The sequence below is a fragment of the Mycobacterium sp. 236(2023) genome (genome assembly GCF_029623955.1).
Lineage (GTDB): Bacteria > Actinomycetota > Actinomycetes > Mycobacteriales > Mycobacteriaceae > Mycobacterium.
Window position 1 is genome coordinate 1,491,551 of the sequence record NZ_JARSBP010000002.1, and the last position, 25,920, is coordinate 1,517,470.

Annotated in this window: 26 protein-coding genes; 22 read left to right on the forward strand and 4 right to left on the reverse strand. The window is 66.1% G+C overall.

Going from position 1 to position 25,920, the window contains the following annotated elements; genetic code table 11:
* Positions 1–34: 34 nt before the first annotated feature.
* The gene (locus tag P9A17_RS09640; RefSeq protein WP_278038308.1) at positions 35–868 is read right to left on the reverse strand and encodes a DUF1206 domain-containing protein; all 834 of its coding nucleotides are present in this window, start codon (positions 866–868) and stop codon (positions 35–37) included.
* Positions 869–1,096: 228 nt separating this feature from the next.
* On the opposite strand from P9A17_RS09640, the gene P9A17_RS09645 reads away from it, so the two are divergent.
* From P9A17_RS09645 to P9A17_RS09655, 3 genes are read left to right on the forward strand one after another with little or no spacing between them, the layout of a single operon-like run.
* Positions 1,097–2,074: an ABC transporter substrate-binding protein gene (locus P9A17_RS09645; protein WP_278038309.1), complete on the forward strand. Its 978-nt coding sequence runs from the start codon at positions 1,097–1,099 to the stop codon at positions 2,072–2,074.
* The gene (locus P9A17_RS09650; RefSeq protein ID WP_278038310.1) at positions 2,071–2,853 is read left to right on the forward strand and encodes an ABC transporter ATP-binding protein; all 783 of its coding nucleotides are present in this window, start codon (positions 2,071–2,073) and stop codon (positions 2,851–2,853) included. Before P9A17_RS09645 ends, P9A17_RS09650 begins: the two co-directional genes overlap by 4 nt.
* Positions 2,850–3,665, forward strand: coding sequence for an ABC transporter permease subunit (locus P9A17_RS09655; protein ID WP_278038311.1), 816 nt, complete (start codon positions 2,850–2,852; stop codon positions 3,663–3,665). The genes P9A17_RS09650 and P9A17_RS09655 overlap by 4 nt, the downstream gene beginning before the upstream one ends.
* 214 nt (positions 3,666–3,879) lie before the next feature.
* On the opposite strand, the gene P9A17_RS09660 is transcribed toward P9A17_RS09655, so the two are convergent.
* Positions 3,880–4,092, reverse strand: coding sequence for a hypothetical protein (locus P9A17_RS09660; RefSeq protein WP_278038312.1), 213 nt, complete (start codon positions 4,090–4,092; stop codon positions 3,880–3,882).
* A gap of 32 nt (positions 4,093–4,124) precedes the next feature.
* On the opposite strand from P9A17_RS09660, the gene P9A17_RS09665 reads away from it, so the two are divergent.
* The 10 genes from P9A17_RS09665 (at position 4,125) to P9A17_RS09710 (ending at position 13,470) form a co-directional block, all read left to right on the forward strand.
* Entirely contained in the window at positions 4,125–4,481 is a 357-nt protein-coding gene (locus P9A17_RS09665; RefSeq protein WP_278038313.1) for an ABC transporter permease subunit, read from the forward strand.
* Positions 4,478–5,725: a CaiB/BaiF CoA-transferase family protein gene (locus P9A17_RS09670; RefSeq protein WP_278038314.1), complete on the forward strand. Its 1,248-nt coding sequence runs from the start codon at positions 4,478–4,480 to the stop codon at positions 5,723–5,725. Before P9A17_RS09665 ends, P9A17_RS09670 begins: the two co-directional genes overlap by 4 nt.
* On the forward strand, positions 5,722–6,672 hold the full coding sequence (locus P9A17_RS09675; protein ID WP_278038315.1) for a hydroxymethylglutaryl-CoA lyase: 951 nt from the start codon (positions 5,722–5,724) through the stop codon (positions 6,670–6,672). Before P9A17_RS09670 ends, P9A17_RS09675 begins: the two co-directional genes overlap by 4 nt.
* Positions 6,660–7,328 carry a GntR family transcriptional regulator gene (locus P9A17_RS09680; protein ID WP_278038316.1) on the forward strand — a complete coding sequence of 223 codons (669 nt, stop codon included), beginning with the start codon at positions 6,660–6,662 and terminating at the stop codon, positions 7,326–7,328. The genes P9A17_RS09675 and P9A17_RS09680 overlap by 13 nt, the downstream gene beginning before the upstream one ends.
* A gap of 84 nt (positions 7,329–7,412) precedes the next feature.
* The gene (locus P9A17_RS09685; RefSeq protein WP_278038317.1) at positions 7,413–7,784 is read left to right on the forward strand and encodes a YraN family protein; all 372 of its coding nucleotides are present in this window, start codon (positions 7,413–7,415) and stop codon (positions 7,782–7,784) included.
* Entirely contained in the window at positions 7,785–9,293 is a 1,509-nt protein-coding gene (locus tag P9A17_RS09690; RefSeq protein ID WP_278038318.1) for a YifB family Mg chelatase-like AAA ATPase, read from the forward strand.
* The gene (dprA, locus tag P9A17_RS09695) at positions 9,293–10,420 is read left to right on the forward strand and encodes a DNA-processing protein DprA (RefSeq protein ID WP_278038319.1); all 1,128 of its coding nucleotides are present in this window, start codon (positions 9,293–9,295) and stop codon (positions 10,418–10,420) included. Before P9A17_RS09690 ends, dprA begins: the two co-directional genes overlap by 1 nt.
* Before the next feature lie 63 nt (positions 10,421–10,483).
* Positions 10,484–11,338, forward strand: a complete 855-nt coding sequence (locus tag P9A17_RS09700; RefSeq protein WP_278038320.1) for a siderophore-interacting protein — start codon at positions 10,484–10,486, stop codon at positions 11,336–11,338.
* Between the two features lie 36 nt (positions 11,339–11,374).
* Positions 11,375–12,535: a lactate 2-monooxygenase gene (locus P9A17_RS09705; protein WP_278038321.1), complete on the forward strand. Its 1,161-nt coding sequence runs from the start codon at positions 11,375–11,377 to the stop codon at positions 12,533–12,535.
* A gap of 32 nt (positions 12,536–12,567) precedes the next feature.
* Complete coding sequence (locus P9A17_RS09710) at positions 12,568–13,470, forward strand: tyrosine recombinase XerC (protein WP_278038322.1); 903 nt, start codon at positions 12,568–12,570, stop codon at positions 13,468–13,470.
* Here the strand turns inward: P9A17_RS09710 and P9A17_RS09715 are convergent.
* A complete protein-coding gene (locus P9A17_RS09715) occupies positions 13,467–13,955 on the reverse strand; it encodes a M23 family metallopeptidase (RefSeq protein WP_278038323.1) in 489 nt (162 codons plus the stop codon). The genes P9A17_RS09710 and P9A17_RS09715 overlap by 4 nt on opposite strands.
* A 293-nt stretch (positions 13,956–14,248) precedes the next feature.
* On the opposite strand from P9A17_RS09715, the gene rpsB reads away from it, so the two are divergent.
* The 9 genes from rpsB (at position 14,249) to P9A17_RS09760 (ending at position 25,406) form a co-directional block, all read left to right on the forward strand.
* The gene (gene rpsB / locus P9A17_RS09720) at positions 14,249–15,079 is read left to right on the forward strand and encodes a 30S ribosomal protein S2 (RefSeq protein WP_278038324.1); all 831 of its coding nucleotides are present in this window, start codon (positions 14,249–14,251) and stop codon (positions 15,077–15,079) included.
* Positions 15,080–15,112: 33 nt separating this feature from the next.
* Positions 15,113–15,928: a translation elongation factor Ts gene (tsf, locus tag P9A17_RS09725; protein ID WP_278038325.1), complete on the forward strand. Its 816-nt coding sequence runs from the start codon at positions 15,113–15,115 to the stop codon at positions 15,926–15,928.
* Positions 15,929–16,316: 388 nt separating this feature from the next.
* Positions 16,317–17,750 carry a sugar transferase gene (locus P9A17_RS09730; RefSeq protein WP_278038326.1) on the forward strand — a complete coding sequence of 478 codons (1,434 nt, stop codon included), beginning with the start codon at positions 16,317–16,319 and terminating at the stop codon, positions 17,748–17,750.
* 30 nt (positions 17,751–17,780) lie between these two features.
* Positions 17,781–19,187: an amidase gene (locus tag P9A17_RS09735; protein WP_278038327.1), complete on the forward strand. Its 1,407-nt coding sequence runs from the start codon at positions 17,781–17,783 to the stop codon at positions 19,185–19,187.
* A gap of 141 nt (positions 19,188–19,328) precedes the next feature.
* Positions 19,329–20,486 (forward strand): ABC transporter permease, encoded by a 1,158-nt coding sequence (locus P9A17_RS09740; RefSeq protein WP_278038328.1) that lies wholly within the window; start codon positions 19,329–19,331, stop codon positions 20,484–20,486.
* 60 nt (positions 20,487–20,546) lie between these two features.
* Positions 20,547–21,056, forward strand: coding sequence for an FtsX-like permease family protein (locus P9A17_RS09745; RefSeq protein ID WP_278038679.1), 510 nt, complete (start codon positions 20,547–20,549; stop codon positions 21,054–21,056).
* A 2-nt stretch (positions 21,057–21,058) separates the two neighbouring features.
* Complete coding sequence (locus tag P9A17_RS09750; protein ID WP_278038329.1) at positions 21,059–21,784, forward strand: ABC transporter ATP-binding protein; 726 nt, start codon at positions 21,059–21,061, stop codon at positions 21,782–21,784.
* Positions 21,785–21,840: 56 nt separating this feature from the next.
* On the forward strand, positions 21,841–23,388 hold the full coding sequence (locus tag P9A17_RS09755; RefSeq protein ID WP_278038330.1) for an APC family permease: 1,548 nt from the start codon (positions 21,841–21,843) through the stop codon (positions 23,386–23,388).
* On the forward strand, positions 23,385–25,406 hold the full coding sequence (locus P9A17_RS09760) for a primary-amine oxidase (RefSeq protein WP_278038331.1): 2,022 nt from the start codon (positions 23,385–23,387) through the stop codon (positions 25,404–25,406). The genes P9A17_RS09755 and P9A17_RS09760 overlap by 4 nt, the downstream gene beginning before the upstream one ends.
* Before the next feature lie 94 nt (positions 25,407–25,500).
* Here the strand turns inward: P9A17_RS09760 and P9A17_RS09765 are convergent, their stop codons facing one another.
* Positions 25,501–25,917 carry a hypothetical protein gene (locus P9A17_RS09765; protein ID WP_278038332.1) on the reverse strand — a complete coding sequence of 139 codons (417 nt, stop codon included), beginning with the start codon at positions 25,915–25,917 and terminating at the stop codon, positions 25,501–25,503.
* Positions 25,918–25,920 lie beyond the last annotated feature (3 nt).

Sequence of the window (25,920 nt, forward strand, 5' to 3'; positions counted from 1 at the left end):
AGGATACCCTCACCGCTCTGGGGCGCCGCTGCGATTACATCCGGCTGTACCGGCTCCTGATGAAGCTGTAGGCGCCGAAGGCGGCGATGCCCACCGCGGCCGCGATGAGCAGGAACTTGCCGAACGGCGCCTGCCCCAACGTCTTGACGGCCGCGTCCAGGCCGGTGGCTTTCGACGGGTCAGCCGCAACGGAGGCCCAGATGACGAGGAGTCCCGCGCCGCCGAGGACAAGGCCCTTGGCGACGTAACCCGTGACTCCGATAGCGGTGATCGCCCTGCCTCCCGACACTGTCAACTCGTCGAGGAACTTCTCCGAGGCGCCTTTGTACACGTGGTAGGCGCCCACCGCGGCAACACCGATGCCGACGCCGATCAAAAGCGCTTTACCCCAGGATGATTGCATCAGCTGCGCCGAGAGGCCCGCGTTCTGCTGGGCGTTCGACTGGCCGCCACCCATCGCGAAACGTGCGGCGGAGAAGGCAATCGCAAAGTTGACGATCGCGAGACCCAGCGCTTTGAGCCGCTTCCAACCGGGCTTGTCCTCGCCGTCTCTGGGTTTGGAGCCCATGATCGCCTCGGCGACGTACCACAGCCCGAGCGCGACGAGGCCGGCTGTGGCTACCCACAGCATGATCGCGCCGCCGGTCTGGCTCCCGAGGGTCGCCAGCGCCCCGGACTGATCGGCGTTTCCGCCTCCGCCCCCGACGAACGCGAGCCTCGCGATGATGTAGCCGACGAGAAGGTGAAGCACCCCGCTGGCTGCGAAGCCGACACGGGCGAGTTTCTCCAATGTGTTGCTGTCGGTCGCGCGATCGGCAGCGCCGTGTAGTGAGCGCGGCATCGATCCCCCTGGGGTCCGGGTGGCCATCATGTCCTCCTGGTCGGCTGATGGTGGCGTGTACCCCAGATTTGACGTTGGTGAAACCGCGTTTCCCCGAGTCGTCGACGTCGTGACCGGGATCCCAGCTTTGTGTACAAAATCAACACGTGCCCCCGTAATTGTGGCAAAAACTGTTGACCACGCACCAGATTGTATGCAACATTGAATTTAGATATGGCTCAGATCACAGTTCGGAGGGTTGTCATGCGCCGATGCATGAGTGTCATCGCCGCGGTCGGTGCGACCGCGCTCGTCCTCAGTGGTTGCGGGGGATCAGGGTCGGAGTCCGCCGGCGGGCCGGCGGGCATCGAGATTTCCGTGACCCACCCCGACGACCTGTACGGCCTTCCCTGGAAGGTGGGGCAGGCGCAGGGATTCTTCGAAGAATCCGGTGTCACCATCGCCAAGATCGTCCCCGCGGAGGGCGGTGGCACGACACTGCAGAACGTGGTTGCCGGGCGCCTCCCGTTCGGCGAGGTCGCGACAGGCGCAGTGGTGAAAGGCTTCCAGGAGGGCGCCCCGGTCCAGGCGATCGGCGGAGGAGTCCAGTCGGTCTCTGACGTCCTCTGGGTCGCCCTCGACTCGTCGCCGCTGACGTCGGTCGAACAGACCGCGAACACACGGTGGGGTTTCACCAACCCCGGCTCGGTCACCGAAGCCATGTCCTTCCTCGTGCCCGAGGCCGCCGGCATCGGCGGCGTGGAACGAAAGTCCACCGGCGGATCCGGAGCGGGCATCGCACTCCTCGAAGCCAACGAGGTCGACGTCGCCTACGCTTCGCCCCGGACGGTCGCTGAGCAGAAGGGGGCGCTGAAAGTCGTTGTCGACAGCGCCGATTTCGTGCCTGTCTATCAGCAGACCGTGATCGTCAGCGGACGCGACTACGCGCAGAAGAATCCCGAACAGGCCCGCGCACTTCTGGACGGCTACGCCAAATCGGTCACGTGGATCACCGAGAACCCCGCGGAAGCGGCCAAATTGTGGGCCGACTCCACCGACATCGACCCGCAGGTCGCCACCGACCTGGTGACCAACGCCGTCGAGGCCGGCCATTGGAGCGTGTCGTTCAACCCTGAAGCACTCAACTCGGCGGCCAAGGGCCTGGCGCTCACCGACGGCATCGAGTCCGTCGACTGGAACTCCCTCGCGACCACCGAGTACCTCCCCGACAACGACAAGGGTCAACTTCCATGACAGGCTCCGAGGTCAAAGTTCGCGGCGTGGAACGCCATTTCGGTGACGTCCACGCCCTCGCCCACACCGATCTGACGTTGGAGGCGGGCTCCTTCACCGCTCTTGTCGGACCGTCGGGGTGCGGCAAGTCGACTCTGCTCGACATCATCGGCGGGCTACAGACGCCGTCTTCGGGTGAGGTCACGTTCGACGGAGTCCGGCAGGGCGGACCGCGCCGCCAGACAGGCATCGTGTTCCAGGAGGCCGCGGTCCTACCGTGGCGGACAGTCCTCGACAACGCCGCCTTCGCGCTGGAAACCCAAGGAGTGCCCAAGAAAGAACGTCGCCGCATCGCTGAGGACACACTGCGCCGCGTCGGACTGTCCCGGTTCGCCGGCTCCTACCCACACCAACTTTCCGGCGGCATGCGGCAGCGCACGGCCATTGCCCGCGTGCTGTCGACGCAGCCGGACCTGATCCTGGCAGACGAACCGTTCGGCGCACTCGATGAGCAGACCCGCACCGTGCTCGGTCTCGAACTCCTGAAAGTGGTGCGCGACAGCGGGACCACAGTGCTGTTCGTGACACACAGCATCTCCGAGGCTGTCCTGTTGTCCGACCGCGTACTCGTGATGAGCGCTCGTCCCGGCACGATCCTGGACGACTTCATGGTGGACCTGCCGTCGGAGCGCAGCCCCGATCTGCTCGGCTCGCCCGAAGCGGCACGGTTGGTCGAACAGGTGTGGCAGAAGATTCGTGGCGAAGCCGAGCGGGCCATGGCCGAACAGGCGGCACCGTGACAGCGCCGGTGGCGGCGACGGCTGCGGCGGCGGACACCACGGCGAAGCCGGAACGCCGGGCGGGCCTGACGGTTCGCGGATGGACGATCGTCATCGCCGTCGGCACCGCCGTGTTCCTGGAGCTTGCACCGAGAGTCGGTCTGGTGGACCCGTTCTCGGTCATCCCGCTCAGCGAGATGGTCGTTCAACTCGGGAAACTGCTGGCGACCGGCGAGTTCTGGACCGAGGCGCTCGTACCGTCGCTGTCGGCCATCGCGCTGGCGTTCGTGCTTGCGATCGTCCTCGGCGTCGTCGTCGGTATCGTGCTGTGGGAGGCTCGGCCGCTGCGAAGCGTCGTCGAACCGTGGCTCACCATCTACTACGCGATCCCGACCTTCGCGCTGTATCCGCTGATCGTCGCCGTGCTCGGTGTCGGCCTCCTCCCGATCGTGCTGCTGGGCACCATGTTCGCGATCGTCGTCGTGATCACCTCGACGCTCACCGGGCTCGATGCGACATCGAACACCATCGTGCGGCTCGCTAGATCATTGCAGATGAGCAGGTTCGCGAGGGCGACCAAGATCCTGGTGCCCGCCGCGCTGCCCCATATCGTGACCGGGTCGCGACTTGCCTTGTCCTATGCGCTGATCGGCGTCCTCGCGAGTGAGTTTGTGTTGTCGACGTCGGGCCTCGGGCACTTCATCTCCCGCGCCTACAACGACTTCGCCTTCGCCGACATGTACGCAGGCGTGCTGCTGGTGTTCGTTCTGGCCGGGGTGGTCAACGCAGTCTTCGCCTTCGTGGCGAGGCGACAGCCGGGGGTGGCGCAATGAGTGCGGTGACAGAACGGGTCGTGACGGCGCGCCCCGAGGTGAAAGGCCCACGGACACAAGCGGTCGGAGCCCTGCGCGGCGTACTCGGCCTGATGGTGGTGCCCGCGGTGCTCGTCGTCGTCTGGGCGATCGTGGCCGCGGCGCTCGACAGTCTGGTGTTCCCCGGTCCGCTGCAGGCCGTGTCCGGCCTGATGGAGGACCTGCAGCGCCCGGCCTACCGGGACAGTGTGGTCACTTCGATTCGCCTGCTGGCCATTTCGTGGGTTCTCGCCGCGGTGGTCGGCGCGGCCGTCGGGTTCGTCCTCGGCCAGTCGCAGTTCTGGTCCAAGGTTTTCCAGACTCCGCTGTTCGCGCTGTACAGCATCCCGAAGGTGACGTTGTATCCCATCTTCTTGCTGCTGCTCGGTCTCGGTGAGCCCAGCCGCATCGTCTTCGCCTTCCTACACGGCGTCTTCCCGGGTGGCATTGCTCGTGATGGGAGCGACCGCGACGCTGGACAGGAAACTGGTGCGGCTCGCGGACGCGCTCGAACTGTCCTGGTGGCAACGGGTCACCAAGATCGTGCTTCCCGCGCTGCTGCCGACGGTGCTCGTGGCACTGCGGATCAGCTTCGGACTGACGTTCCTCGGTCTCGTGCTCGCCGAGATGTTCAGCGCGGACATCGGATTGGGCCGCGAACTCGTCAACAACGTCGCCAACGTGCGGGTCGAGCAGATCGCCGGACAGGTGCTGTTCATCGGCCTGCTCGCGCTCGGTCCTGTGCTGGCGATGCTCGCCATCGAGCGGCGTGTGAAGGCAAGGATCGGAATCACGTGAGAAACGAGGATGAAGTGTTGGGCAGCTACGGCCGCAAGGAAGACACGGACGTGACGGGGCCACTGGCGGGCATCCGGGTCGTGGAGATGGGACAGCTGATCGCCGGGCCGTTCTGCGGACAGCTACTCGGCGACCTCGGCGCCGACGTCATCAAGCTGGAAGATCCCACCCGCGGAGACCCCATGCGCGAGTGGGGACATCAGCGTCCGTCGGGGGAATCCCTGTGGTGGTCGGTGGTGGCCCGCAACAAGCGGTCGGTCACGTGCAACCTGAGAACGGAGGAAGGGCAGAACCTCGCACGGCGACTGGCGCTGCGCGCCGACATCGTCGTCGAGAACTTCCGCCCCGGAACCCTCGAACGCTGGGGACTGGGCTATGACGAACTGGCGGAGCAGAATCCGGGCCTCATCATGGTGCGGGTCTCCGGTTTCGGACAGTCGGGGCCGTACGCCAACCGGGCTGGCTACGGCGCGATCGGCGAAGCGATGGGTGGCCTGCGCTACGTCGTCGGTGACCCGAGTACCCCACCCAGCCGTGTCGGCATCTCGATCGGCGATTCGCTGGCGGCCACCTACGGCACGTTGGGCGCACTGGCGGCGCTGCATGAGCGCAGCAATACGGGCCTGGGCCAGGTCGTCGACTCTGCTATCTACGAGGCGGTGCTGGGGATGATGGAATCAATGGTGCCGGAGTACCAGCAGACCGGTTACATCCGGGAGCGCACAGGTGCCGTACTCCCGAATGTCGCGCCCAGCAACGTCTATCCGACGAGCGACGAACTGTGGGTGTTGATCGCCGCCAACCAGGACACCGTGTTCCGGCGTTTGGCGCAGGCCATGGGACGTCCCGAATTGGCCGACGACGAGCGATTCGCGACGCACGGCGCCCGTGGTGAACGTCAGGCCGAACTCGACGCGTTGATCGCGGAATGGACGCGCGGCCTCGACGGCGCTGCACTGGAGAAGACGCTGGAATCTGCCGGCGTGCCGTGCGGACAGATCTACCGCGCTCCCGACATGCTCGCCGACGAACACTACCGCGCGCGGAACTCCATCGTCGAAGTAGACCATGAGAGGCTCGGAAAAGTGGCCATGCAGAACGTCTTTCCGCGGTTGACCCGGTCGCCGGGTCGCGTCCGGTGGGTCGGGCCGAGCCTTGGGGCACACACCGAGGAGGTTCTCGTGAGCGAACTCGGACTGACTGCGGAGGAGTTGGCGCATCTTCGGGACAAGGGCGTGGCATGACCGCAATGCCCGAACTGCCCGACCGGATCCGTGTCGTCGAGGTCGGGCTGCGCGACGGTCTGCAGGCGGTGTACGACCCGATCCTGGCGACCGAGACGAAGGTCGAGGTGGTACGGCGGCTGATCGGTGCGGGCGTGCGGGAGATCGAGGCGGTGTCGTTCGCGCACCCCTCGGTGCTTCCCCAACTGGCCGACGCGGCCGAGGTGATGGCGAATGTGCCACGGCCGCAGGGTGTTCGCTACCGCGGTCTGGTGCCGAACCTCCGCGGCGCCCAGCGCGCCGTGCAGACGGGACTCGACGAGATCGTCGTCGTGGCGTCCGCCGACGAGGAAGTCAGCGTGCGCAACCAGAACCGCACCACCGAACAGATCCTGGCGGAGCTGGCGGAAATCGGACTGCTGGTCCGTACCAACGGAGCCGACCTCGTCGTCGGTGTCGCGTGCGCGTTCTTCGCGCCGGCACACGGGCCGGTGGCCTGGGAACGGACCGTCACCGTCGTCGACGCGGCGGTAGACGCTGGTGCCACCGGCATCTACCTCGCCGCGACCTCGGGCATGGAACACCCGTACGAGATGGCGACCGGCATTCAGATTGTGCGAGAACGCCATCCGCATCTGGCTGTAGGCGTTCACCTGCACAACCGCAACGGGTTGGCGATGGCCAACGCGATCGCGGCGATGGGGGTCGGGGCGGACTGGCTGGAGACGGCGTTCGGCGGCCTGGGCGGCGACATGTGGTTCCCGGGTGATCCCGAGGTACTGGGTAACGCACCCACCGAGGACCTGGTGCACACTTGCGGCATGTTGGGTGTGGAAACAGGCATCGACCTGGCCCGTTACCTCGGTGTCGTGAACCTGATGGCCGAGGAGACCGGACGTCGGCCGGTGTCGTTCGTCTCGCGCGGCGGAAGCCGCGACGAGCTGGCGCACGCCGCATGGCCGGAGTGACGGTGCCGGCGAAGAGATCGGACGCGGCCGGCGAGGTGTACCGGCTGCTGTCGGAGAGGATCGCGGCGGGGGAGATCACCCCGGGAATGCGGCTCAAGGAGTCCGCGCTCGCGGAGTCGCTCGGCTTCAGTCGCACCCCGGTGCGGGAGGCGCTGCGTCGTCTCGCCGCCGACGGGCTCGTCGTCGTATCCCCCAACCGGGGAGCGCAACTCGTGTCCTACACCGCCGACGAGATCGATGCGTTCTTCTCGGTGCGCGTCATCCTCGAACCCCAGGCCACGGTGCTGGCGGTGCCCCGTTTCAGCGGCGACGAGATCGACGAGCTCGACGAGCTCGCCACCCGGATGGCGTCCCTCGTCGCGGACAAGACGGACATGCATCTGCTCGGTGAACTGAACCGCGATTTCCACGACAGATTCCTGCACAGCAGCGGGAACCGTGCTCTGGCCTCTGCAGTTTCGGCGGTGGTCCGGCCTGCGGTGGTCTATCGCACGTTTCACCGGTACTCACCCGAACAGCTGCAGCGCAGCACGGCTCACCATCTCGAGCTCGTGGCTGCAACTCGCGCGCGTGACCCCGAGTGGGCAGAGTCGGTGATGCGCACACATCTGCTCGCCGCGCGACGCGCCGCGACGAACGGACGCCCCACCGCCTGATACGCAAGCCCGTCGTCCTGTGGATGGATTCGGGTTTGGGGATGAATTCGTGGGTGTGTCGTTGCCGCGCTGGATGGTTGCGGCATGACCAGATCAGAGAGCCGGGCCGAGATCGGGGCGCTGGGTGAGCAGCTCGCCGTCGACTATCTCGAGGGGTTGGGTTTGCGGGTGGTGGCCCGTAATTGGCGGAGCCGCTACGGCGAACTCGACATCATCGCCGCCGACGATGCGGTGCGTGCCGTGGTGTTCGTCGAGGTGAAGACCCGCACGAGTGATCGGTTCGGGGGTGTCGAGCAGGCCGTGACGGTGGACAAGGTGCGGCGGCTGCGTCGGCTGGCCGGGTTGTGGTTGGGGCAGCAGAACAGGAGTTGGGCGTCGGTGCGCATCGACGTCGTGACCGTCCGGATCGGGCGCGGTCGTACGCCGGAAATCGCCCACATCCAGGGGGTGGGGTAGATGACGTTGGGGCGGGCGTTTTCGGTGGCGGTGCGAGGTGTGGAGGGCGAGATCGTCGAGATCGAGGCAGATATCAGTGGAGGGCTTCCCGGTGTCTACCTGGTGGGGTTGGCGGATGCGGCGCTGCGGGAGTCGCGGGACCGGGTGCGCGCGGCGATCACCAACTGCAAGTTCGAGTGGCCGCAGACGCGGCTGACGCTGGCGCTGTCGCCGGCGACGCTGCCGAAGATGGGGTCGGTGTATGACATCGCGCTGGCTGCTGCGGTGTTGTCCGCCCAGGTCAAGAAGTCGTGGCCGCGGTTGGAGAAGACGGTGCTATTGGGTGAGCTCGCCCTTGACGGGCGGGTTCGTCCGGTCAAGGGGGTGCTGCCGGCGGTGCTTGCCGCGCAGAGCCGGGGATGGTCAGCGGTGGTGGTACCGATCGACAACTTGGCCGAGGCCAGCCTCGTCGACGGTATCGAGGTGTGGGGTGTGCGCGGCCTGGGGCAGTTGCAGGCCTGGTTGGTCGGCAAGGGGGATCTCGATGCTCGCGTCGACAGTCCTCGGGAAGCACCCGAGATCGCGATGGATCTCTCTGACGTGGTCGGGCAAACCCAGGCTCGGTATGCGGTGGAGGTCGCGGCTGCCGGGGCGCACAACCTGTTGATGACGGGTCCGCCCGGGGTGGGGAAAACGATGCTGGCGCAACGGCTTCCCGGATTGTTGCCACCGCTCTCGGATGCTGAGTCGCTGGAGGTCACAGCCATCCATTCTGTGGCGGGCGTACTGACCGGCGATGCGCCCCTGATCACCCGGCCACCTTTCGAGGCGCCTCATCACACCTCCAGTGTGGTAGCCCTCGTCGGCGGAGGTCCGGGAATGGCACGTCCGGGCGCGGTCAGCCGAGCCCACCGCGGCGTTCTGTTCCTCGACGAGTTCGCCGAGATCAACACCAACGCGCTGGAGGCATTGCGAACACCGTTGGAGGACGGCGAGATCCGGCTCGCGCGCCGCGACGGCGTCGCACGGTACCCATGCCGGATCCAGCTCGTGCTGGCCGCCAACCTCTGCCCGTGCGCTCCACCCGACCCGCGTGATTGTTTGTGCGGGGCTGCCGAGAGGCGCCGTTACCGCACGAAGCTTTCGGGCCCGCTCGTCGACCGGGTCGACCTCCGTGTCGAGATGCACGCCGCTCGGGAGGGCACGTTCAATGACCAAGAGGGCGAATCGACCGCCGCTGTCCGCGAACGAGTCTGGACTGCCCGCGCCGCAGCCGCTGACCGATGGCGGCCCTACGGCATCGCCACCAACGCCGACGTGGGCGGTGCGCTGCTGCGCCGCAAGTTCGCACTCGGTGCCGAGGCAATGAGGCCGTTGCGGACAGCGGTGGACCGCGGTTCGCTGAGCATCCGCGGCATGGACCGCACGGTCCGCGTCGCGTGGACGCTTGGTGATCTCGCCGGACGCACGACACCGAACAAAGAAGACGTCGCCACCGCAATGAGTTTCCGTGGGATGGGAGGGAGGTGATGGATGCGACCGAGCGGTTGGCGTGGGCGTACGTGTCCAGGGTGGCCGAGCCGCCCAACCAGCTTCTTGCGGATCTGGTAGCACGAGTGGGCGTCGTCGCCGCCGCGGAGAAGATCAGGCGACGCGACGTCGACAAGAAGCTGAAGCGGGCCACCGAGGCGCGCTATGAGCTCGATTGCGCAGCTCAGGATCTCGCACTTCTCGACCGTATGGGTGGCCGCCTGATCACTGACGAGGACGACGAGTGGCCGTACCTGGCGTTCACGGCGTTTCGCACCGTGGACCGGGACAAGAGACCACACGCCTTGCCGCCGCTGGCGCTCTGGGTGCTCGGTCCGTCACGGCTGTGCGATGTCCCCGACCGTAGCGCTGCCATTGTCGGGACCAGGGCGGCGACGAACTACGGGGAGTACGTGACCGCCGATCTGGCCGCGGGTCTCGTCGAGCGCGACGTGGCCGTGGTGTCCGGTGGTGCGTACGGGATCGACGGCGCTGCGCACCGCGCGGCGTTGGCGTCCGACGGCGAGACCGTCGCTGTGCTTGCGTCGGGCCTCGACGTGCCCTATCCCGCAGGGCATTCCGCACTACTGCATCGGGTGGGCAAGCAAGGGTTGCTCGTCAGCGAGTATCCGCCGGGAACGCGACCTACACGCCGACAGTTCCTCACGCGCAACCGTTTGGTGGCAGCGCTGGGCAAAGCCACCGTTGTGGTGGAGGCCGGAATCCGCAGCGGCGCCGCGAACACCGCGGCCTGGGCCGACGCCCTCGGACGGATCGTGTGTGCGGTACCCGGGCCGATCACGTCCTCGTCTTCGGTCGGCTGTCACGCATTGATCCGCGACGGCAATGCCACACTGATCACCCGCGCGGCCGAGGTCGTGGAGTTAGTCGGCAAGGTCGGCGAGTTCGCACCCGACCGTGAGCGACCGGCCAGGGACACCGACGGGCTCAGTGACGAGGAATTCGTCGTGTACGAAGCGCTGCCCGGTCGCGGCACCCGCACCGTGGAGGAGATCGCCGTCACCGCCGGAATGCCCGCGACGCAGGTGCTCGGACCGCTGACCATGCTGAACGTCCGCGGCATGGCCGTCCAGGAGAATGGCTGCTGGAAGCTGGCAAAACGCTAGGAACCTGCCGCGCTGCTCTCACTCGTATAGTCGGATGAAGAGCTGAGCAGTGGAGGAAAAGAAGTGGCAGGACGTCCCGTGCACACCTTCGAGGTCGTGCGTACCGAACAACTGACCCCGCATGTCGTGCGAGTAGTGCTGGGCGGCAAAGGTTTCGACACGTTCACGCCGAATGACAACACCGACTCCTATGTCAAGCTGGTGTTCCTCGACGACGACATCGACGTCAGCAAGCTCACGTCGTTCGGACGCCAGTTGACGCTCGACAGTTTCAACAAGCTGCCCGCCGAGCAGCGGCCCACCGTCCGCACCTACACCGTCCGTGACGCCGACACCGGCCGTCGAGAGATCACCATCGACTTCGTCGTCCACGGAGACCACGGCGTCGCGGGCCCCTGGGCAGCCTCGGCCGTCCCGGGCCAGCGGTTGTTCGTCATGGGTCCCAGCGGGGCGTACTCACCGAGTCCGGAAGCGGACTGGCATCTGTTCGCCGGCGACGAATCCGCGCTGCCCGCGATCAGTACCGCGCTGGAAGCGTTGCCGGACAACGCGATCGGCAAAGTGTTCATCGAAGTGGCCGGGCCCGAGGACCAGATCGAACTCAAGGCTCCCTCCGGTGTCGAGGTGGCGTGGATCTACCGCGGCGGACGCGCAGATCTGGTGTCCGACGACACCGCGGGCGACCACGCCCCGCTGGTCGCCGCGGTCAAGGAAGCGGCGTGGCTGCCCGGCCAGGTGCAAGTGTTCATCCACGGCGAAGCCCAGGCGGTCATGCACAATCTGCGGCCCTACATCCGCAAGGAACGCGGGGTCGACGCCAAGTGGGCGTCCTCGATCTCCGGCTACTGGCGCCGCGGTCGCACCGAAGAGACCTTCCGCGAATGGAAGCGTGAACTCGCCGAGGCCGAATCCAAATAGCCCGGAAAGACCACCTGTCGATGGCAGGCTGAGGGCATGACCTTCGGCAACTACCAACTCGAGATCTATCTGCAGGGCCTGTCCGGCGTCATGCCGAACTTCCCGATGGACTACGCGGGTTGGGAGGCCAAAGCCGAGGCCGCGATGGCCCCGTCGGTCTGGTCCTACGTCGTCGGCGGCTCCGGTGACGAACACACCCAGCGCGGCAACCGCACCGCGTTCGACCGCTGGGGCCTCATGCCGCGGATGATGGTCGGCGCCAAGGAACGCGACCTGTCCGTCGACCTGTTCGGTCTGAAGCTGCCGACGCCGATCTTCATGGCCCCGATCGGCGTGGTCGGGATCTGCTCGCAGAGCGGGCACGGCGATCTGGAGGCTGCTCGCGCCGCCGCCCGGACGGGTGTCCCGATGACCATCTCCACACTCACCGAGGATCCCCTCGAAGACGTGGCCGCCCAGTTCGGCGACACTCCCGGGTTCTTTCAGCTGTACACGCCGACCGATCGAGATCTGGCGGCCAGTTTCGTCAACCGCGCCGAGGCGGCCGGCTACAAGGCGATCATCGTCACCCTCGACACCTGGGTGCCAGGCTGGCGTCCCCGCGACCTGTCGACGGCGAACTTCCCGCAGCTGAGGGGCCGCTGCCTGTCGAACTACACGAGCGACCCTGTGTTCCGCGGCCTCCTCGCCCAGTCCCCCGAGGAGAGTCCGCAAGCGGCCGTCATGCAATGGGCCGGGCTCTTCGGAAATCCGCTGACCTGGGATGACCTGCCGTGGCTGCGGTCCCTGACCGATCTTCCACTGCTCCTCAAGGGAATCTGCCATCCCGACGACGTGCGACGCGCCAAGGACGGCGGCGTCGACGGCATCTACTGCTCCACCCACGGCGGCCGGCAGGCCAACGGCGGCCTGCCCGCCATCGACTGTCTGCCCGGGGTGGTCGAGGCCGCCGACGGAATGCCCGTGCTGTTCGACTCCGGGATCCGCAGTGGCGCCGACATCGTCAAGGCGCTGGCGCTGGGCGCCACCGCCGTCGGCATCGGCCGGCCGTACGCCTACGGGCTGGCCATCGGCGGCGAGGACGGACTCGTCCACGTGCTGCGGTCCCTGCTGGCCGAAACCGATTTGATCATGGCCGTCGACGGCTATCCCACCCGCGCAGATCTCACTCCGGACACATTGCGGCGCGTCCTCTAGAACCGCCACCGGGTCTCTGCCACGGTGGCGTCGTGGAGGCCGTCCTGGAGGAGTTCGACGAATACCTCGCCCTGGAACGCGGTCGATCGGAGCACACCCGACGCGCCTACCTGGGCGACCTTCGGTCGCTGCTCGACTTCCTGACCGAGCGCAGCCCCGGCGCAGGCTTGCGCGGCCTGACGCTGCCCGTGCTGCGGTCCTGGCTGGCCAGTCAGGCGTCCGGGGGAGCGGCGCGATCGACGCTGGCCCGCCGCACCTCGTCGGTCAAGACATTCACGGCGTGGGCACTACGTCGCGGCATCATCGGCGACGACCCTGCGGCCCGGCTGCAGGTTCCCAAAGCCCGCCGGACCCTGCCCGCCGTGCTGCGGACAGATCAAGCCATCGACGCCATGGACGCCGCGAAAAGCGGTGCGCAGGAAGGTGATCCGCTCGCCTTACGGGACCGCCTGATCGTCGAGATGCTCTATGCGACAGGCATCCGTGTCAGCGAACTGTGCGGGCTCGACGTCGATGACGTGGACACCTCCCGGCGAGTGCTGCGAGTGCTCGGCAAGGGCAACAAACAGCGCACCGTGCCCTACGGGCAACCCGCGCAGGCCGCGCTGACCGCGTGGCTGAAAGACGGGCGGCCGGCGCTCGCCACCCAGGACTCGGGTCCGGCCCTGCTGCTGGGCGCGCGCGGCGGACGCCTGGATCCGCGTCAGGCCCGCACGGTCGTGCACCAGACCATGGCCGCCGTCACCGGGGCGCCGGACATCGGCCCGCACGGGCTGCGGCACAGCGCGGCAACACATCTTCTTGAGGGCGGCGCCGATCTGAGGGTGGTGCAGGAACTTTTGGGTCACTCGACGCTGGCCACCACACAGCTCTACACCCATGTCACGGTGGCGCGATTACGTGCCGTGCACGACCAGGCCCACCCGCGCGCCTAGCCCGTCGGTTTGAGCCGGACGGGCGTCGTCGCGAGGAGACCCAGAGGGTCGACATAGTCGGCGCGCGACGCCGGACCCCACATCGCACCCCAGTGCAGGCACGCCGCCGACGCGCAGCCCTCGTGCCCCGCAAGCAGGCCGCCGATGTGCGAGCCTGCCGTCACCAGTTGCCCCCGCCGAACCACGGGCTCCACCGGCTCATAGGTGGTGCGCAGCCCGCCGGGGTGCGCGATCGACACGAGCGGCCGGCCCGCAAGGGTGCCCGCGAAAACCACCGTGCCCCCGGCCGCGGCACGGACCGGCTGTCCTGCGAACCCGGCAAGATCGACCCCGCGGTGGCCGCGCTGCCAGTTCGGCGACGGTGCGTCGAACTGGCGGACCACGGCGGGGCGGGGATCGAGCGGCCAATGCAGGCGCCCGTCGTCGGCCGAAGCCGTGGGCGCGCCCAGCACCGCCAGCGCCACGATCATGGAGATGATCCGCATCGTCCCAGTTCAGTCGATCGTGGCCGCGCGCGGGAAGGCCCAACGCAGCACCCTGTGGATGGCCCTTCGCCGTGGTAAAAGCACCTGTTCCGAGCGTGTAAACTTCTCTGCGCAGCTCGTTAGCTCGGGCTGACTTCGCGCGTCTGCGTCACGGGCTCCGTTTTCGAGGAGCATCGTCACCTCGCATGCCGGGCGGTCCCGCTCAACGCGGGTCCGGCATCGAAGCAGTCGCCAGGGCTCGGCGTCACCCGACGTCGCGCGACAACCGACAAATAAAAGAGGTATGGCCAACTATGGCTGTCGTCACCATGAAGCAGCTGCTCGACAGCGGCACCCACTTCGGGCACCAGACCCGTCGCTGGAATCCCAAGATGAAGCGGTTCATCTTCACCGACCGCAACGGCATCTACATCATCGATCTGCAGCAGACGCTGACCTACATCGACAAGGCCTACGAGTTCGTGAAGGAGACCGTCGCACACGGCGGCACCATCATGTTCGTCGGCACCAAGAAGCAGGCGCAGGAGTCCATCGCCGAAGAGGCGACCCGCGTCGGCATGCCGTACGTGAATCAGCGCTGGCTGGGCGGCATGCTCACCAACTTCTCCACCGTGCACAAGCGTCTGCAGCGCCTCAAGGAGCTTGAGGCCATGGAGCAGACCGGTGGCTTCGAGGGTCGCACCAAGAAGGAAATCCTGATGCTGACGCGCGAGAAGAACAAGCTCGAGCGCAGCCTCGGTGGTATCCGCGACATGCAGAAGGTGCCGTCGGCGATCTGGGTCGTCGACACCAACAAGGAGCACCTCGCCGTCGCCGAGGCCCGCAAGCTGAACATCCCGATCATCGCGATCCTCGACACCAACTGCGATCCGGATCTCGTCGACTACCCGATCCCGGGTAACGACGACGCCATCCGCTCGGCCGCACTGCTGACCAAGGTGGTGGCCTCCGCGGTCGCCGAGGGTCTGCAGGCTCGCTCGGGTGGCGGTGCCGGTGCCGACAAGTCCGAGGCCGAAGCGGCCGAGCCGCTGGCCGAATGGGAGCAGGAGCTTCTTGCCGGTGCCACCACGGCCGCACCCGAGGCTGCCGCCGGCGAGACTGCCGCACCCGAACAGTCCTCCTGATCCGTTTCGCGACGTCTAAAAGGAAAGACTTCTATGGCTAACTACACCGCTGCCGACGTCAAGCGCCTTCGCGACTTGACCGGCGCCGGAATGCTCGATTCCAAGAACGCACTGGTCGATGCCGAAGGCGACTTCGACAAGGCCGTCGAGCTGCTGCGCATCAAGGGCGCCAAGGACGTCGGCAAGCGCGCAGAGCGCGCGACTGCCGAGGGTCTGGTCGCAGCCAAGGACGGAGCTCTCATCGAGCTCAACTCCGAGACGGACTTCGTCGCCAAGAACGCCGAGTTCCAGGCCGCCGCGGACCAGATCGTCGCCGCCGCTGCCGCCGCCAAGGCGACCGACGTCGACGCGCTCAAGGCCGCCAAGCTCGGCGACACGACGGTCGAGCAGTCCATCGCCGACCTGTCGGCCAAGATCGGCGAGAAGCTCGAACTGCGCCGTGCCGCCTATTTCGACGGCCAGGTCGAGACCTACCTGCACAAGCGCGCGGCTGACCTGCCGCCCGCCGTGGGAGTTCTCGTCGAGTACACCGGCGATGACAAGTCCGCCGCGCATGCGGTCGCACTGCAGATCGCTGCGCTGAAGGCCAAGTACCTCACCCGTGAGGACGTGCCCGAGGACATCGTCGCCAACGAGCGGCGTATCGCCGAGGAGACGGCCCGCAACGAGGGCAAGCCCGAGCAGGCGCTGCCCAAGATCATCGAGGGTCGCGTCACCGGCTATTACAAGGACGTCGTGCTGCTCGATCAGCCGTCGGTGTCCGACAACAAGAAGTCGGTCAAGGCGCTGCTCGATGAGGCCGGCGTGACCGTGACGCGGTTCGTCCGCTTCGAGGTCGGTCAGGCCTGATCTCCAACCTGCTGCGAAGCCCCCGAGACCACCGGTCTCGGGGGCTTCGTTTTATCGGTCAAACCTTCACAATCCCAAATTGTGAGATCAAGAGAACGTCGATCTTTTCAAGATCAGTTTGCCTATGGTAGCAATTTCTGACGGCATGTGAGGTCAGCGTAAATTTTGTGAAGCCGAAGACTTTGCCTGAATGGACGCACGCTACCTCTGGCAAAGTTCACAGCTAACTTGTTCCCGACATTTGCCATCACGCTAAAGTGGCAATTGCCGCCGCCACGCACCCCGTCGAGTTAATCTTTTCGCATGGCGGATCGAGAGAACTGTTCTGGTCACGGTGACCCGCACGGTTGACTCCTCCCATACGGCAAACTCACTTGCCAACGGGGGAATGGCGAATTTAGCTCCGGTCGAGAATGTCCAGCTACATAGACACAGGACCTGGGAGCCGTACATCGGTGCGGCGATCGACCTGTCGACGGCATCGTTGGCGGTCGCCGTTGGCATGACGTGGGCGACCCACGCAGGCCTGGAGTTGCCGCCGACCTGGATGCTGTTCTTCTTCGCGCCGACCATCGTTGCGATGAGCGCGCTTCGGGGGATGTATCAGCGGTCGCTCAAGCGCACGTTCCTCGACGAATTGCCCACCGTGCAGGCGGTTGTCGCTCTGTCGGCGATGCTGCTGCTGAGCGGCCTGGTGCTGAACCCCTTCATCACGGGATCACGCGGGAGTTCGATCGCCAGGCTGTGGATGTGTGCGGCCGTCCTGGTCCCACTGGGCCGGCTGGTGTGGATCGCCATCAAGAACCACCACTACCGCCACAACCGCATGACTGCCCCGACGCTGATCGTCGGCAACGGGCGGGTCGCAGCCAAGGTGGTCGATCGCCTCAAGATCACGCCGGAGTACGGCCTGACGCCGGTCGGGATCATCGACGACGAGATCCCGATGATGGGGATCGACCGGGACCAACCCGCGAGCATTCCGTACCTGGGCAGGCTGGAGATGCTCGATGAGGTCATCACGCGGACAGGTGCCGAATGCCTGATCGTCGCGTTCTCCCGTACCCGTGACGACGCGATGCATGCCGCTGTGAAGGTGGCGCACAAACGCGGGGTCGCGGTGTGGATCGTCCCTCGCATCTACGACACCGTCGGTGTGCACGCCCACATCGAGCACATCGGCGGGCTGCCCCTCATCGCCGTTCCCCGGACCGACCCCCGCAGTTGGCAGTTCGCGGCCAAGCATCTCTCCGACCGTCTGTTCGCAGGCCTCGGTCTGCTCGCGATCTCACCGTTCTTCCTCACCCTGATGCTGCTGGTCCGTTTGAGCTCGCCGGGGCCCATCTTCTTCAGCCAACCCCGCATCGGTCGCGACGGAAAAGAGTTCGGCTGTCTGAAGTTCCGTTCGATGCGCCCGCCGCGCGAGAGCGACGCGAAATTCGAGCGCAGCGCCGATTCCGCGCCGGGTGGTGTCGAAGGTGTCGACCGCAGGACCACGATCGGCAAGATCATGCGAGCGACGTCGATGGATGAGCTGCCCCAGCTCATCAACGTCATAAGAGGGCATATGAGCCTGGTCGGCCCCCGGCCCGAGCGTCCGGAGTATGTCGACCTGTTCAACGTCCAGATCGCCCGCTACGGCGACCGGCACAGGGTCAAGGCCGGAATCACCGGATGGGCCCAGGTGCACGGCCTCCGCGGGCAGACATCCATCGCCGACCGCGCGGAGTGGGACAACTTCTACATCGAGAACTGGTCGCTGTGGCTGGACTGGAAAATCCTGGCGATGACGGTCGGGGCGGTGCTGCGCCGCGCGGAGTGACCGCTCGGTACGCTTTGGTACCGTCGGACGATGGATCGCATTGACGCCTTTGGCGACGACGCCCTGGGAGATCTCGACGCCGTCGGTCTCGTGACCGCGCTGCGCGCCGGGACGGTCTCGCCCCTGGAGCTTGTCGACGCCGCGATCGCGCGCACGGAGAAGGTCAACCCTGCGCTGAACGCGCTGGCCTTCCAGGCCTACGACCGGGCTCGGGTGCGCGGTGCCCAGCACCAGCCGTACGGCGGATTCTTCGACGGGGTGCCGTCCTTCATCAAGGACAACGTGGCTGTCGCCGGTATGCCGACGATGGAGGGCACCGATGCGTGGGAGCCGGTGCCTGCCACCGAGAACGGTGATTTTGCCCGGGCGTACCTGGCGACCGGCCTTGTGCCGCTGGGCAAAACACAGTTGTCCGAGTTCGGGTTCAGCGCCGTCGCCGAGCACGCACGACTGGGCGCCGTGCGTAATCCCTGGAACACCCAGCACACCGCGGGAGCCTCATCGTCGGGCTCGGGTGCGTTCGTCGCCGCGGGGGTCGTGCCGATCGCCCACGCCAACGACGGCGGGGGATCGATCAGGATCCCTGCCTCCTGCAACGGCCTGGTGGGTCTGAAACCGTCCCGCGGCAGACTCCCGCTCGACAAGAACATGCGTCAGATGCCGCTGCGAATCGTCGCCAACGGCGTCGTGACGCGGTCGGTGCGTGACACCGCGGCGTTCTACCGCGAGATGGAGAAGGTGTACGCCAACCCGAAGCTGCCGCCGATCGGTGACATCACGGCTCCCGGCGCGCAACGCCTGCGCGTCGCCGTGTGCACGCGCTCCATCTCGCGTGAGGCCGCCCCCGAGGTCGGGGAACTCACGCTGAAGACCGCAGCTTTACTGGAGAGGCTCGGGCACCGGGTCGAGGTGATCGACAACCCGATCCCGAAGCGGTTCATCGACGACTTCCTGCTGTACTGGTCGTTTTTGGCCTTCGCCTTGGTGCGTGGCGGACACCGCACGTTCGGGTCCAGCTTCGACCGGGAGCGGCTGGACAATCTGACCCGCGGCCTCGAGGAGCACGCTGCGCGAAATCTCCACAAGGTGCCGCTGGCGATCGTCCGCCTGAGCCGGGTTCGGCGGATCACATCGCGCCTGCAGTCCACCTACGACGTTCTGCTGACACCCACACTGGCCGAAACTCCGCCCAGCGTCGGATATCTGGACCCGACAGCGCCCTATGAGCAGATCATCGACAGGCTCGTCGACTGGGTCGCTTTCACGCCGCTGCAGAACGTCACGGGTGAGCCGGCGATCTCGCTGCCGGTGGGGCAGTCCGAGTCGGGATTGCCGATCGGCATGATGTTCGGCGCGGGCGTCGGTGAAGAGGCGCGGCTGCTCGAGCTCGCCTTCGAGCTCGAACAAGCACAACCGTGGGCGCGCATTCAGTCGTGACCTGGACGAAAGTCGTCATCGGTATGCGACGAAATCCGTTGCGGGCGCGACACCTCGACGTAACCGGCACCGGCCTGAGTTAACGTCAGCGAGACCGTGCGCTGCTCTTGGTGAAACGAATCGACCCGAGCATCGCTCATTGTGGAGACCACAGCGAGGGCGGGATCGCCGCCGATCGCCCCGTCGACCGGCAACACCTTCGGGTGCCTGGTCAGGTTCGCGCTGGCCAACATCCGGCGCCGCCCGGAGCGCTTCGTGCTGTCTGTCGTGGGCATCGCACTGGCGATCGCGTGCGTGACGATCGTCCGGACGATCTCGGCGGGATTCGCGGAGACGGGGGAGACGTCGATCGCCGATGTTGTTGGCGGCGGCCAGTTATGGGTCGTCCCGGCCGCAGGCGTGCATTACGACCCTGATGTTCAGGCGATCGTCGCCGATGGCTCCGCGCCGGCGCTCGCCCCACCCGAGGGGTGGACGGCGACGCGCACACTGTCGGGAGTGATCGACCTCGACGGCCAACCGGTGTCGCTGCGCGGCAGCGACACCGTGGCAAGTGGACAGGCTGTTCTGGGATCGCCTGTCGCGGCTCGCCTCGGCATGGCCGACGGCGCACGCGTCGACATCGCCGGTCAGAGCCTGACCGTCTCGATCAGCGGCGCGGGACAATCGGTGACAGTTTCGACACCGGTCGCGCAGTCGGTTGTCGGCGACAACGGCTGGTGGATGGTCGCGGCCCCAGAGGGCGAACAACAGCGCCGAGATCTCGGCCAGACCTTCGGCGCTGCAGTCGATCTGCCGTTCAGCACCGACCCGTCGACGCAGCCGGACGCGGGAGGTGCGGGCCTGATCTACGACACCGTCGGTGGATCGAGCCCGCTGACCTTCGAGCAGCGGTTCTCGGCGCTGTTCTCCGGCAAGGTCACCGGATCGACACTCGGAATGATCTCGATGGTGGGCCTGGGCCTCGGCTTTGTGATCGCCGTGTCGTCCTTCCTGGCGGCGGTCACGGAACGGCGGCGCGAGTTCGGCATCATGTCGAGCATCGGTCTGGCCGACGAGGTGCTCTACTTCTTCCTCGTCGAATCCGCGATCGTCTTCCTCGCGGCCTACATCGTCGGGGTCGCCGCAGCCGGAGTCGCTGTCGCGCTGGTGATCCCGGGCATCGCAACGTTGTCGGCATGGCTGCAGGGCGCTGCCTTGACCGCGATGTTCCTGCCGGCCATGACGATCGTCGGTGCGCTGGTGCCCGTGCACCGACTCCTGCAGCAGAAGCCGGTCGATCTGTTGGGAGACCGCTAAGTGAGCATCGGTAAGGGATTGTCGTACGGCTGGCTGGCGACGCGCCGCCGGCTGTCGGAGATGGTGCTTCCGGTCGTCACGACCGCCACCGGTGCGCTGTTGGTGGTCCTCGTTTTCGGGTTGTCCGACGGAATCCGCACCCAGTCAGCATCATTGGGTCACGCCGAGGAAATCGCCCGCGCGGTAATCCTGATCGCCGTCACCGTGCTTCTGGTCGGCGTCGCCGAGGTCGCGGTCGCGACCACCCGGACCGTCGCCCACCGCACCCGTGAACTCGGCGTGCTGGCCGCCACCGGTGTGCCCCGCGCCCCCGTCGTGGCGGCACTGCTCGTCGAACCGGTGATCGCGGCGGTGCTCGGCGCCCTCGCCGGCGCACTGCTCGCGGTGATCGCCGGCGTCGTCCTCGGAATGGTCGGCGTCGTCGCCACCGGGGTGTCCTACAGCGGGCTGGCCCTCGGTGCGGGCATCGCCGTCGCTGTCAGCATCGCGGCCGCACTGGCCACCAGCATCCTGCCCACCTGGAAGGCCGCCAGCCGGCCGCCCATCCGATCCCTCGCATCAGGAGGCTGACCATGACCGCCATCGACGAATCATCCGGCACCGCCGTCGACACGCACACGGGTACCGCCCCGGTGATCGAGATCTCGGACGTGTGGAAACTGCACAAACTCGGCGACGAGGTCGTCAAGGCGCTCATGGCGGCCGAACTCACCGTGATGCCCGGCGAATTCGTGTGCCTGATGGGCCCCAGCGGCAGCGGCAAGTCCACGCTGCTGAACATCATCGGCGGACTCGATCGGCCCACGAAAGGCATCGTCAAGATCGCAGGTAAGGACACCGCGACGCTCACCGAGAGCCAGTACGCGGCCCTGCGTCACGACACCATCGGCTTCATCTTCCAGAGCTACAACCTGATCCCGTTCCTGTCGGCGGTCGAAAACGTCGAACTCCCGCTGATGTTCGAACCCTACGACCGGAAGTCGTTGCGCAAGAGGGCGACCGAACTGCTGGAACTGGTCGGCCTCGGACATCGGATCAACCATCAGCCGACCAAGATGTCGGGCGGCGAACAGCAGCGCACGGCGATCGCGCGCTCGTTGATCAGCAACCCGACGCTCGTCCTGGCCGACGAGCCCACAGCCAACCTTGACCACCGTACGGGGGAAACGGTGGTGCGCATGCTGCGCGACCTGTGCTCGACCATGGGTGTCACCGTGGTCGCCAGCACCCATGACCCCACGGTGGCCGACGAAGCGAGCCGTGTCGTCCGGATGAAAGACGGACAAATCGTCAACTGACCAACGTTGTTGGTCCCCAACATATCTTCTGGATTTGATGGAGCGGAGACAATCGAATGACACAAACGGAGCCCGCGCCGCCCGCGGACCCAGGCAAGATTGGCGGCTCAGCCGACCGCGACAAATTGATGACCACCGAGCTGGTCCCCGAACAGATCCTTCCGAAGGTGATGAGTACGTTCGGCCTCACAGCCGCCTACGTGTTCATCATCTGCTGGATCACCGGATCATCGGTGATGGCCACCGGCGGCTGGACCGCCATCCCGATGTGGATCCTCGGCATCCTCACCTTCCTCGTCCCCGCCGGCATGGCCGTCGTCGAACTCGGCAACCTGTGGCCGGGTCAAGGCGGCGTGTACATCTGGGCCACCCGGACGATGGGGGAGACATGGGGCTTCATCGGCGGCTACCTGTCGTGGGTGCCGGTGATCCTCAACGCCGCATCCTCACCGGCGGTCGTGCTGTCGTTCCTACTGCTGGCCTTCCACGCCGAGCTCGGCGTGACGACGAGTGTCATCCTGCAGCTCGTCATCCTGTGGACGGTGATCGGACTGGCACTGGCGAAACTTGCTGCCAGCCAGCGGATCATGAACGTGGTCTTCGTCGTCTTCTGCGTGCTCTCGTTGACGATCTTCCTGTGCGGGCTGCTGTTCGCCGTCAAGAACGGCTCGGCGACACCGTTCAGCTGGACCGAGGCGACGATCCCGAACTTCGCCGTCTCGGGCTTCCTCTACGGCACCGTGCTGCTGTACCTGCTCGGCGTCGAGACGCCGTACAACATGGGTGCGGAATTCCTGTCGGTGCGTAGGAGCGGTCCGCGGATGATCCTGTGGGGCTCGATCGCGCTGGTCGCGATCTACCTGCTGACGACACTCGGCACGATGATGGCGCTGCCGACCGAGGAGATCGACGCCGTCACCGGCGTCATCGGCATGCTCGACGTCTCAGGATTCCCGGGCCTCATGGAGATCTGCGCCGTCGTGCTGGCACTGATCATCGTCGTGGCGCTGATGACCTACCAGGTTGCCTACTCGCGGCTGATCTTCGTGTCCGGTCTGGAGCGGCACCTGCCCCGGATCTTCACGCATCTCAACCCGCGCACCCGTAACCCGGTGTCGGCCATCCTGATCCAGGGCGTGATCTCCTCGCTGCTGATCGTCGGGCTGTACTCCCAGGCCTCCCTGGTCAACACCACGATCTTCCTGCAGGGTGGTTTGTCCACGGTGTGGCTGATCTCCGGATTCTTCTTCCTGTTCCCGGTCGTCATCGCCCGCAAGAAGTACGCGGATCGCTATGCGAACGAGACGTTCTGGCGCATTCCCGGAGGCATGGTCGGGGTGTGGATCACCGTGATCGTCGGCACCATCGGCACCATCGGTGGCATCTACTATTCGTTCGCGAAGTCGTGGCTTGCCAGTTCCGGTGTCGGAGACACCGAGTGGATGATGTGGGTCGGCAGTATCAGCCTCGCGATGGTGGCGCTCGGCGTCGTCGTCTACTTCTTCGGCCGCCGCTCGGCACATAGAACCAGCCAGGACGACGCCCTGGCCCACCTGGCGGTCTTCGACCTCACCAAGGCAGAAACAGAGGAATCAGCGAAATGACGATGGAGGACACCCGTACGCTGGGCGAGGCCGGATCTGCCGTGGGCAGCTACCCGCTCGACCCGCTGACCGGAGCCGAGATCGAGGCCGCCGCAGCGGTGGTGACGGCGTCGGAATACGCAACCCCCACACTGAAGTTCGTGATGATCCAGCTCGCGGAGCCGGACAAGACGGCGTCCCTGACGTTCGCGGACGCCGTCGACGTTCCGCGGTGCGCCTTCATCACGATGTACGACGCCGCCGTGAAGATGATCTACGAGGCCGTCGTCGACATCGGTGCTCGCGTGATCGATTCGTGGACACCGATCCCCGGTCGGTTCCCCTCCTATCTCGTCGAACACATGACGGGGGTCGAGGAGAAGGTCCGAGAGGACCCGCGGTGGCAGGAGGCGATGCGCAAGCGCGGCGTCACCGATTTCAGCCTCGCAATGATCGACCCCTGGCCCGCAGGGTATTACGGCGCGCAGGACCACTACGATAACTCGGCGCTGATCTGCCGGCCGTTGACGTTCATGCGATCGGCGCCGTCGGAGCACGGCTATGCGCGACCGGTCGAGGGGCTCATCGTGACGTTCGACCTCGACAACATGAAAGTCCTCGACATCGAGGACCACGGTGTCGTCCCGCTGCCACCCACCGCGGGCAACTACTCCGAGCAGTTCATGTTCGATCCGAACAACCGGCCCGCGTTCACGCAGTTCCGCGACGACGTCAAGCCGATCGAGATCACCCAACCCGACGGTCCCAGCTTCACCGTCGACGGGTGGAAGGTGCAGTGGCAGAAGTGGTCTCTGCGCATCGGATTCAATCCGCGCGAGGGCATCACCATCCATGAGGTGACCTACACCGACCGCGGCGAGACGCGTCCGATTCTGTACCGCGGGTCACTGTCGGAAATGGTGGTGCCCTATGGAGATTCGTCACCGACGCACTGGAACAAGAACGTCTTCGACATGGGCGAGGTCGGGATGGGTTTCTCGGCCAATCCGCTGACCCTGGGATGCGACTGCCTCGGCGAGATCCACTACTTCGACGGCACGGTCAACGACTCTAGCGGCAACCCGGTCACCATCCCAAACGCGATCTGCATGCACGAGGAGGACTTCGGAATCTCCTGGAAGCACACTGACTTCCGCACCGAGGAGGTCGAGGTGCGGCGGTCACGCCGTCTCGTCGTATCGATGATCTGCACCGTCGGCAACTACGAGTACGGGTTCTTCTGGTACTTCTACAACGACGCGTCGATCGAGGTCGAGGTTAAGTTGTCAGGCGTGCTGACCACGGGTTCGGCCGTCGTCGAATCGGGCGAGCAGCCCCGCTGGGGCAAGATGGTCGCTCCCGGCATCTACGGCCCGAACCATCAGCACTTCTTCAACTTCCGCCTCGACATGAGCGTCGACGGAGCGGGAAACAGTGTGTACGAGGTGGATTCGATCCCTGAGCCCGATCCGGCGCTCAACCCGCACAAGAATGCGTGGATCACGCAGGACACGCTGGTGGCCTCGGAGTCCGAGGGGGCGCGGGACTGGAACTGGGGGACAGGCCGCTACTGGAAGATCGCGAATCCGTCGAAGAAGAACGAGCTCGGCATCCCTGTCGCCTACAAGCTGGTGCCGAAGGATGTTGTGCCGTGCATGATTCAGGAGGGTTCCTACATCTACGACCGGGCGCGTTTCCTGCAACACAATCTGTGGGTCACGAAATACGATCCGGCGGAGCGGTTCGCGGCGGGCGACTACATGTACCAGTCGGCTGACGCGCAAGGGCTGCCGCAGTTCGTCGAAGACGATGCGCCGCTGGAGAATACCGATGTCGTGGTCTGGTACACCCTCGGTGCGCACCACGTCGTTCGGCCGGAGGACTGGCCGGTGATGCCGTGCGCGTACACCGGCTTCCACCTCAAGCCGATCGGCTTCTTCGACGGTAACCCGGCACTGGACCTGCCGCCGTCACCGCCGAAAGCCTGCCACTCCCACCATGCCGGGCTCCCGGTGGCCGAGCGCGCGATGGAGTCCTAGAAGCCCGCTCGCACCGCGAGCGCGCGTGTCTGCACGCCGACATGCCCTGTACCACTGGCATTTTGCGCGCGCTCGCGGCGCGTCGGCGCGTGTGTCACGTTCGATCTGCGCGCCGGACGGGAAGGAAGAGCGCCAGCGAGACCAGCAGCAGCGTGCCTAGCGCGACAACGTTGAGCACCTGATCACGTGGGCTGTAGTGATGCAGCATCTGCAGGTGGAGGATCAGGTGCAGAACGTTGAACATCGTCCACGCGCCGGCTGACACACGCACCAGCGTCGTGTTGGTGACGTGGAGCAACGTCGCCACGCTCAGCACGGTGAGGCCGAGGAAGAAGGCTCCGACGTCCCTGACGAAGTGTTCGTTGTAGGGGCCGAGCTGCGGAAGCCAACTCAGTCCGAGGCCGGGAAACGTGTCATACCAATGCCGTGCTGCGAAGTAGGCCCACACGCCGGTGCCCGTGGCGACCAGCGTGAGAACGCCGAGCAGTATGCGTTGCGCTGTCGTGGTCACCGC

Bases quoted from the DNA above. Each gene is read 5' to 3' on its own strand.
- P9A17_RS09640 (WP_278038308.1), bottom strand. From the start codon at position 868: ATGGCCACCCGGACCCCAGGGGGATCGATGCCGCGCTCACTACACGGC.
- tsf (WP_278038325.1), top strand. From the start codon at position 15,113: ATGGCTAACTACACCGCTGCCGACGTCAAGCGCCTTCGCGACTTGACC.
- P9A17_RS09750 (WP_278038329.1), top strand. From the start codon at position 21,059: ATGACCGCCATCGACGAATCATCCGGCACCGCCGTCGACACGCACACG.
- P9A17_RS09715 (WP_278038323.1), bottom strand. From the start codon at position 13,955: ATGCGGATCATCTCCATGATCGTGGCGCTGGCGGTGCTGGGCGCGCCC.
- P9A17_RS09760 (WP_278038331.1), top strand. From the start codon at position 23,385: ATGACGATGGAGGACACCCGTACGCTGGGCGAGGCCGGATCTGCCGTG.
- P9A17_RS09680 (WP_278038316.1), top strand. From the start codon at position 6,660: ATGGCCGGAGTGACGGTGCCGGCGAAGAGATCGGACGCGGCCGGCGAG.
- P9A17_RS09755 (WP_278038330.1), top strand. From the start codon at position 21,841: ATGACACAAACGGAGCCCGCGCCGCCCGCGGACCCAGGCAAGATTGGC.
- P9A17_RS09685 (WP_278038317.1), top strand. From the start codon at position 7,413: ATGACCAGATCAGAGAGCCGGGCCGAGATCGGGGCGCTGGGTGAGCAG.
- P9A17_RS09675 (WP_278038315.1), top strand. From the start codon at position 5,722: ATGACCGCAATGCCCGAACTGCCCGACCGGATCCGTGTCGTCGAGGTC.
- P9A17_RS09650 (WP_278038310.1), top strand. From the start codon at position 2,071: ATGACAGGCTCCGAGGTCAAAGTTCGCGGCGTGGAACGCCATTTCGGT.
- rpsB (WP_278038324.1), top strand. From the start codon at position 14,249: ATGGCTGTCGTCACCATGAAGCAGCTGCTCGACAGCGGCACCCACTTC.
- P9A17_RS09645 (WP_278038309.1), top strand. From the start codon at position 1,097: ATGAGTGTCATCGCCGCGGTCGGTGCGACCGCGCTCGTCCTCAGTGGT.
- P9A17_RS09705 (WP_278038321.1), top strand. From the start codon at position 11,375: ATGACCTTCGGCAACTACCAACTCGAGATCTATCTGCAGGGCCTGTCC.
- P9A17_RS09660 (WP_278038312.1), bottom strand. From the start codon at position 4,092: ATGCGGCTGGGCTCACCGAGACCGAGCAGCAGCAAGAAGATGGGATAC.
- P9A17_RS09745 (WP_278038679.1), top strand. From the start codon at position 20,547: ATGGTGCTTCCGGTCGTCACGACCGCCACCGGTGCGCTGTTGGTGGTC.
- P9A17_RS09690 (WP_278038318.1), top strand. From the start codon at position 7,785: ATGACGTTGGGGCGGGCGTTTTCGGTGGCGGTGCGAGGTGTGGAGGGC.
- P9A17_RS09735 (WP_278038327.1), top strand. From the start codon at position 17,781: ATGGATCGCATTGACGCCTTTGGCGACGACGCCCTGGGAGATCTCGAC.
- P9A17_RS09730 (WP_278038326.1), top strand. From the start codon at position 16,317: ATGGCGAATTTAGCTCCGGTCGAGAATGTCCAGCTACATAGACACAGG.
- dprA (WP_278038319.1), top strand. From the start codon at position 9,293: ATGGATGCGACCGAGCGGTTGGCGTGGGCGTACGTGTCCAGGGTGGCC.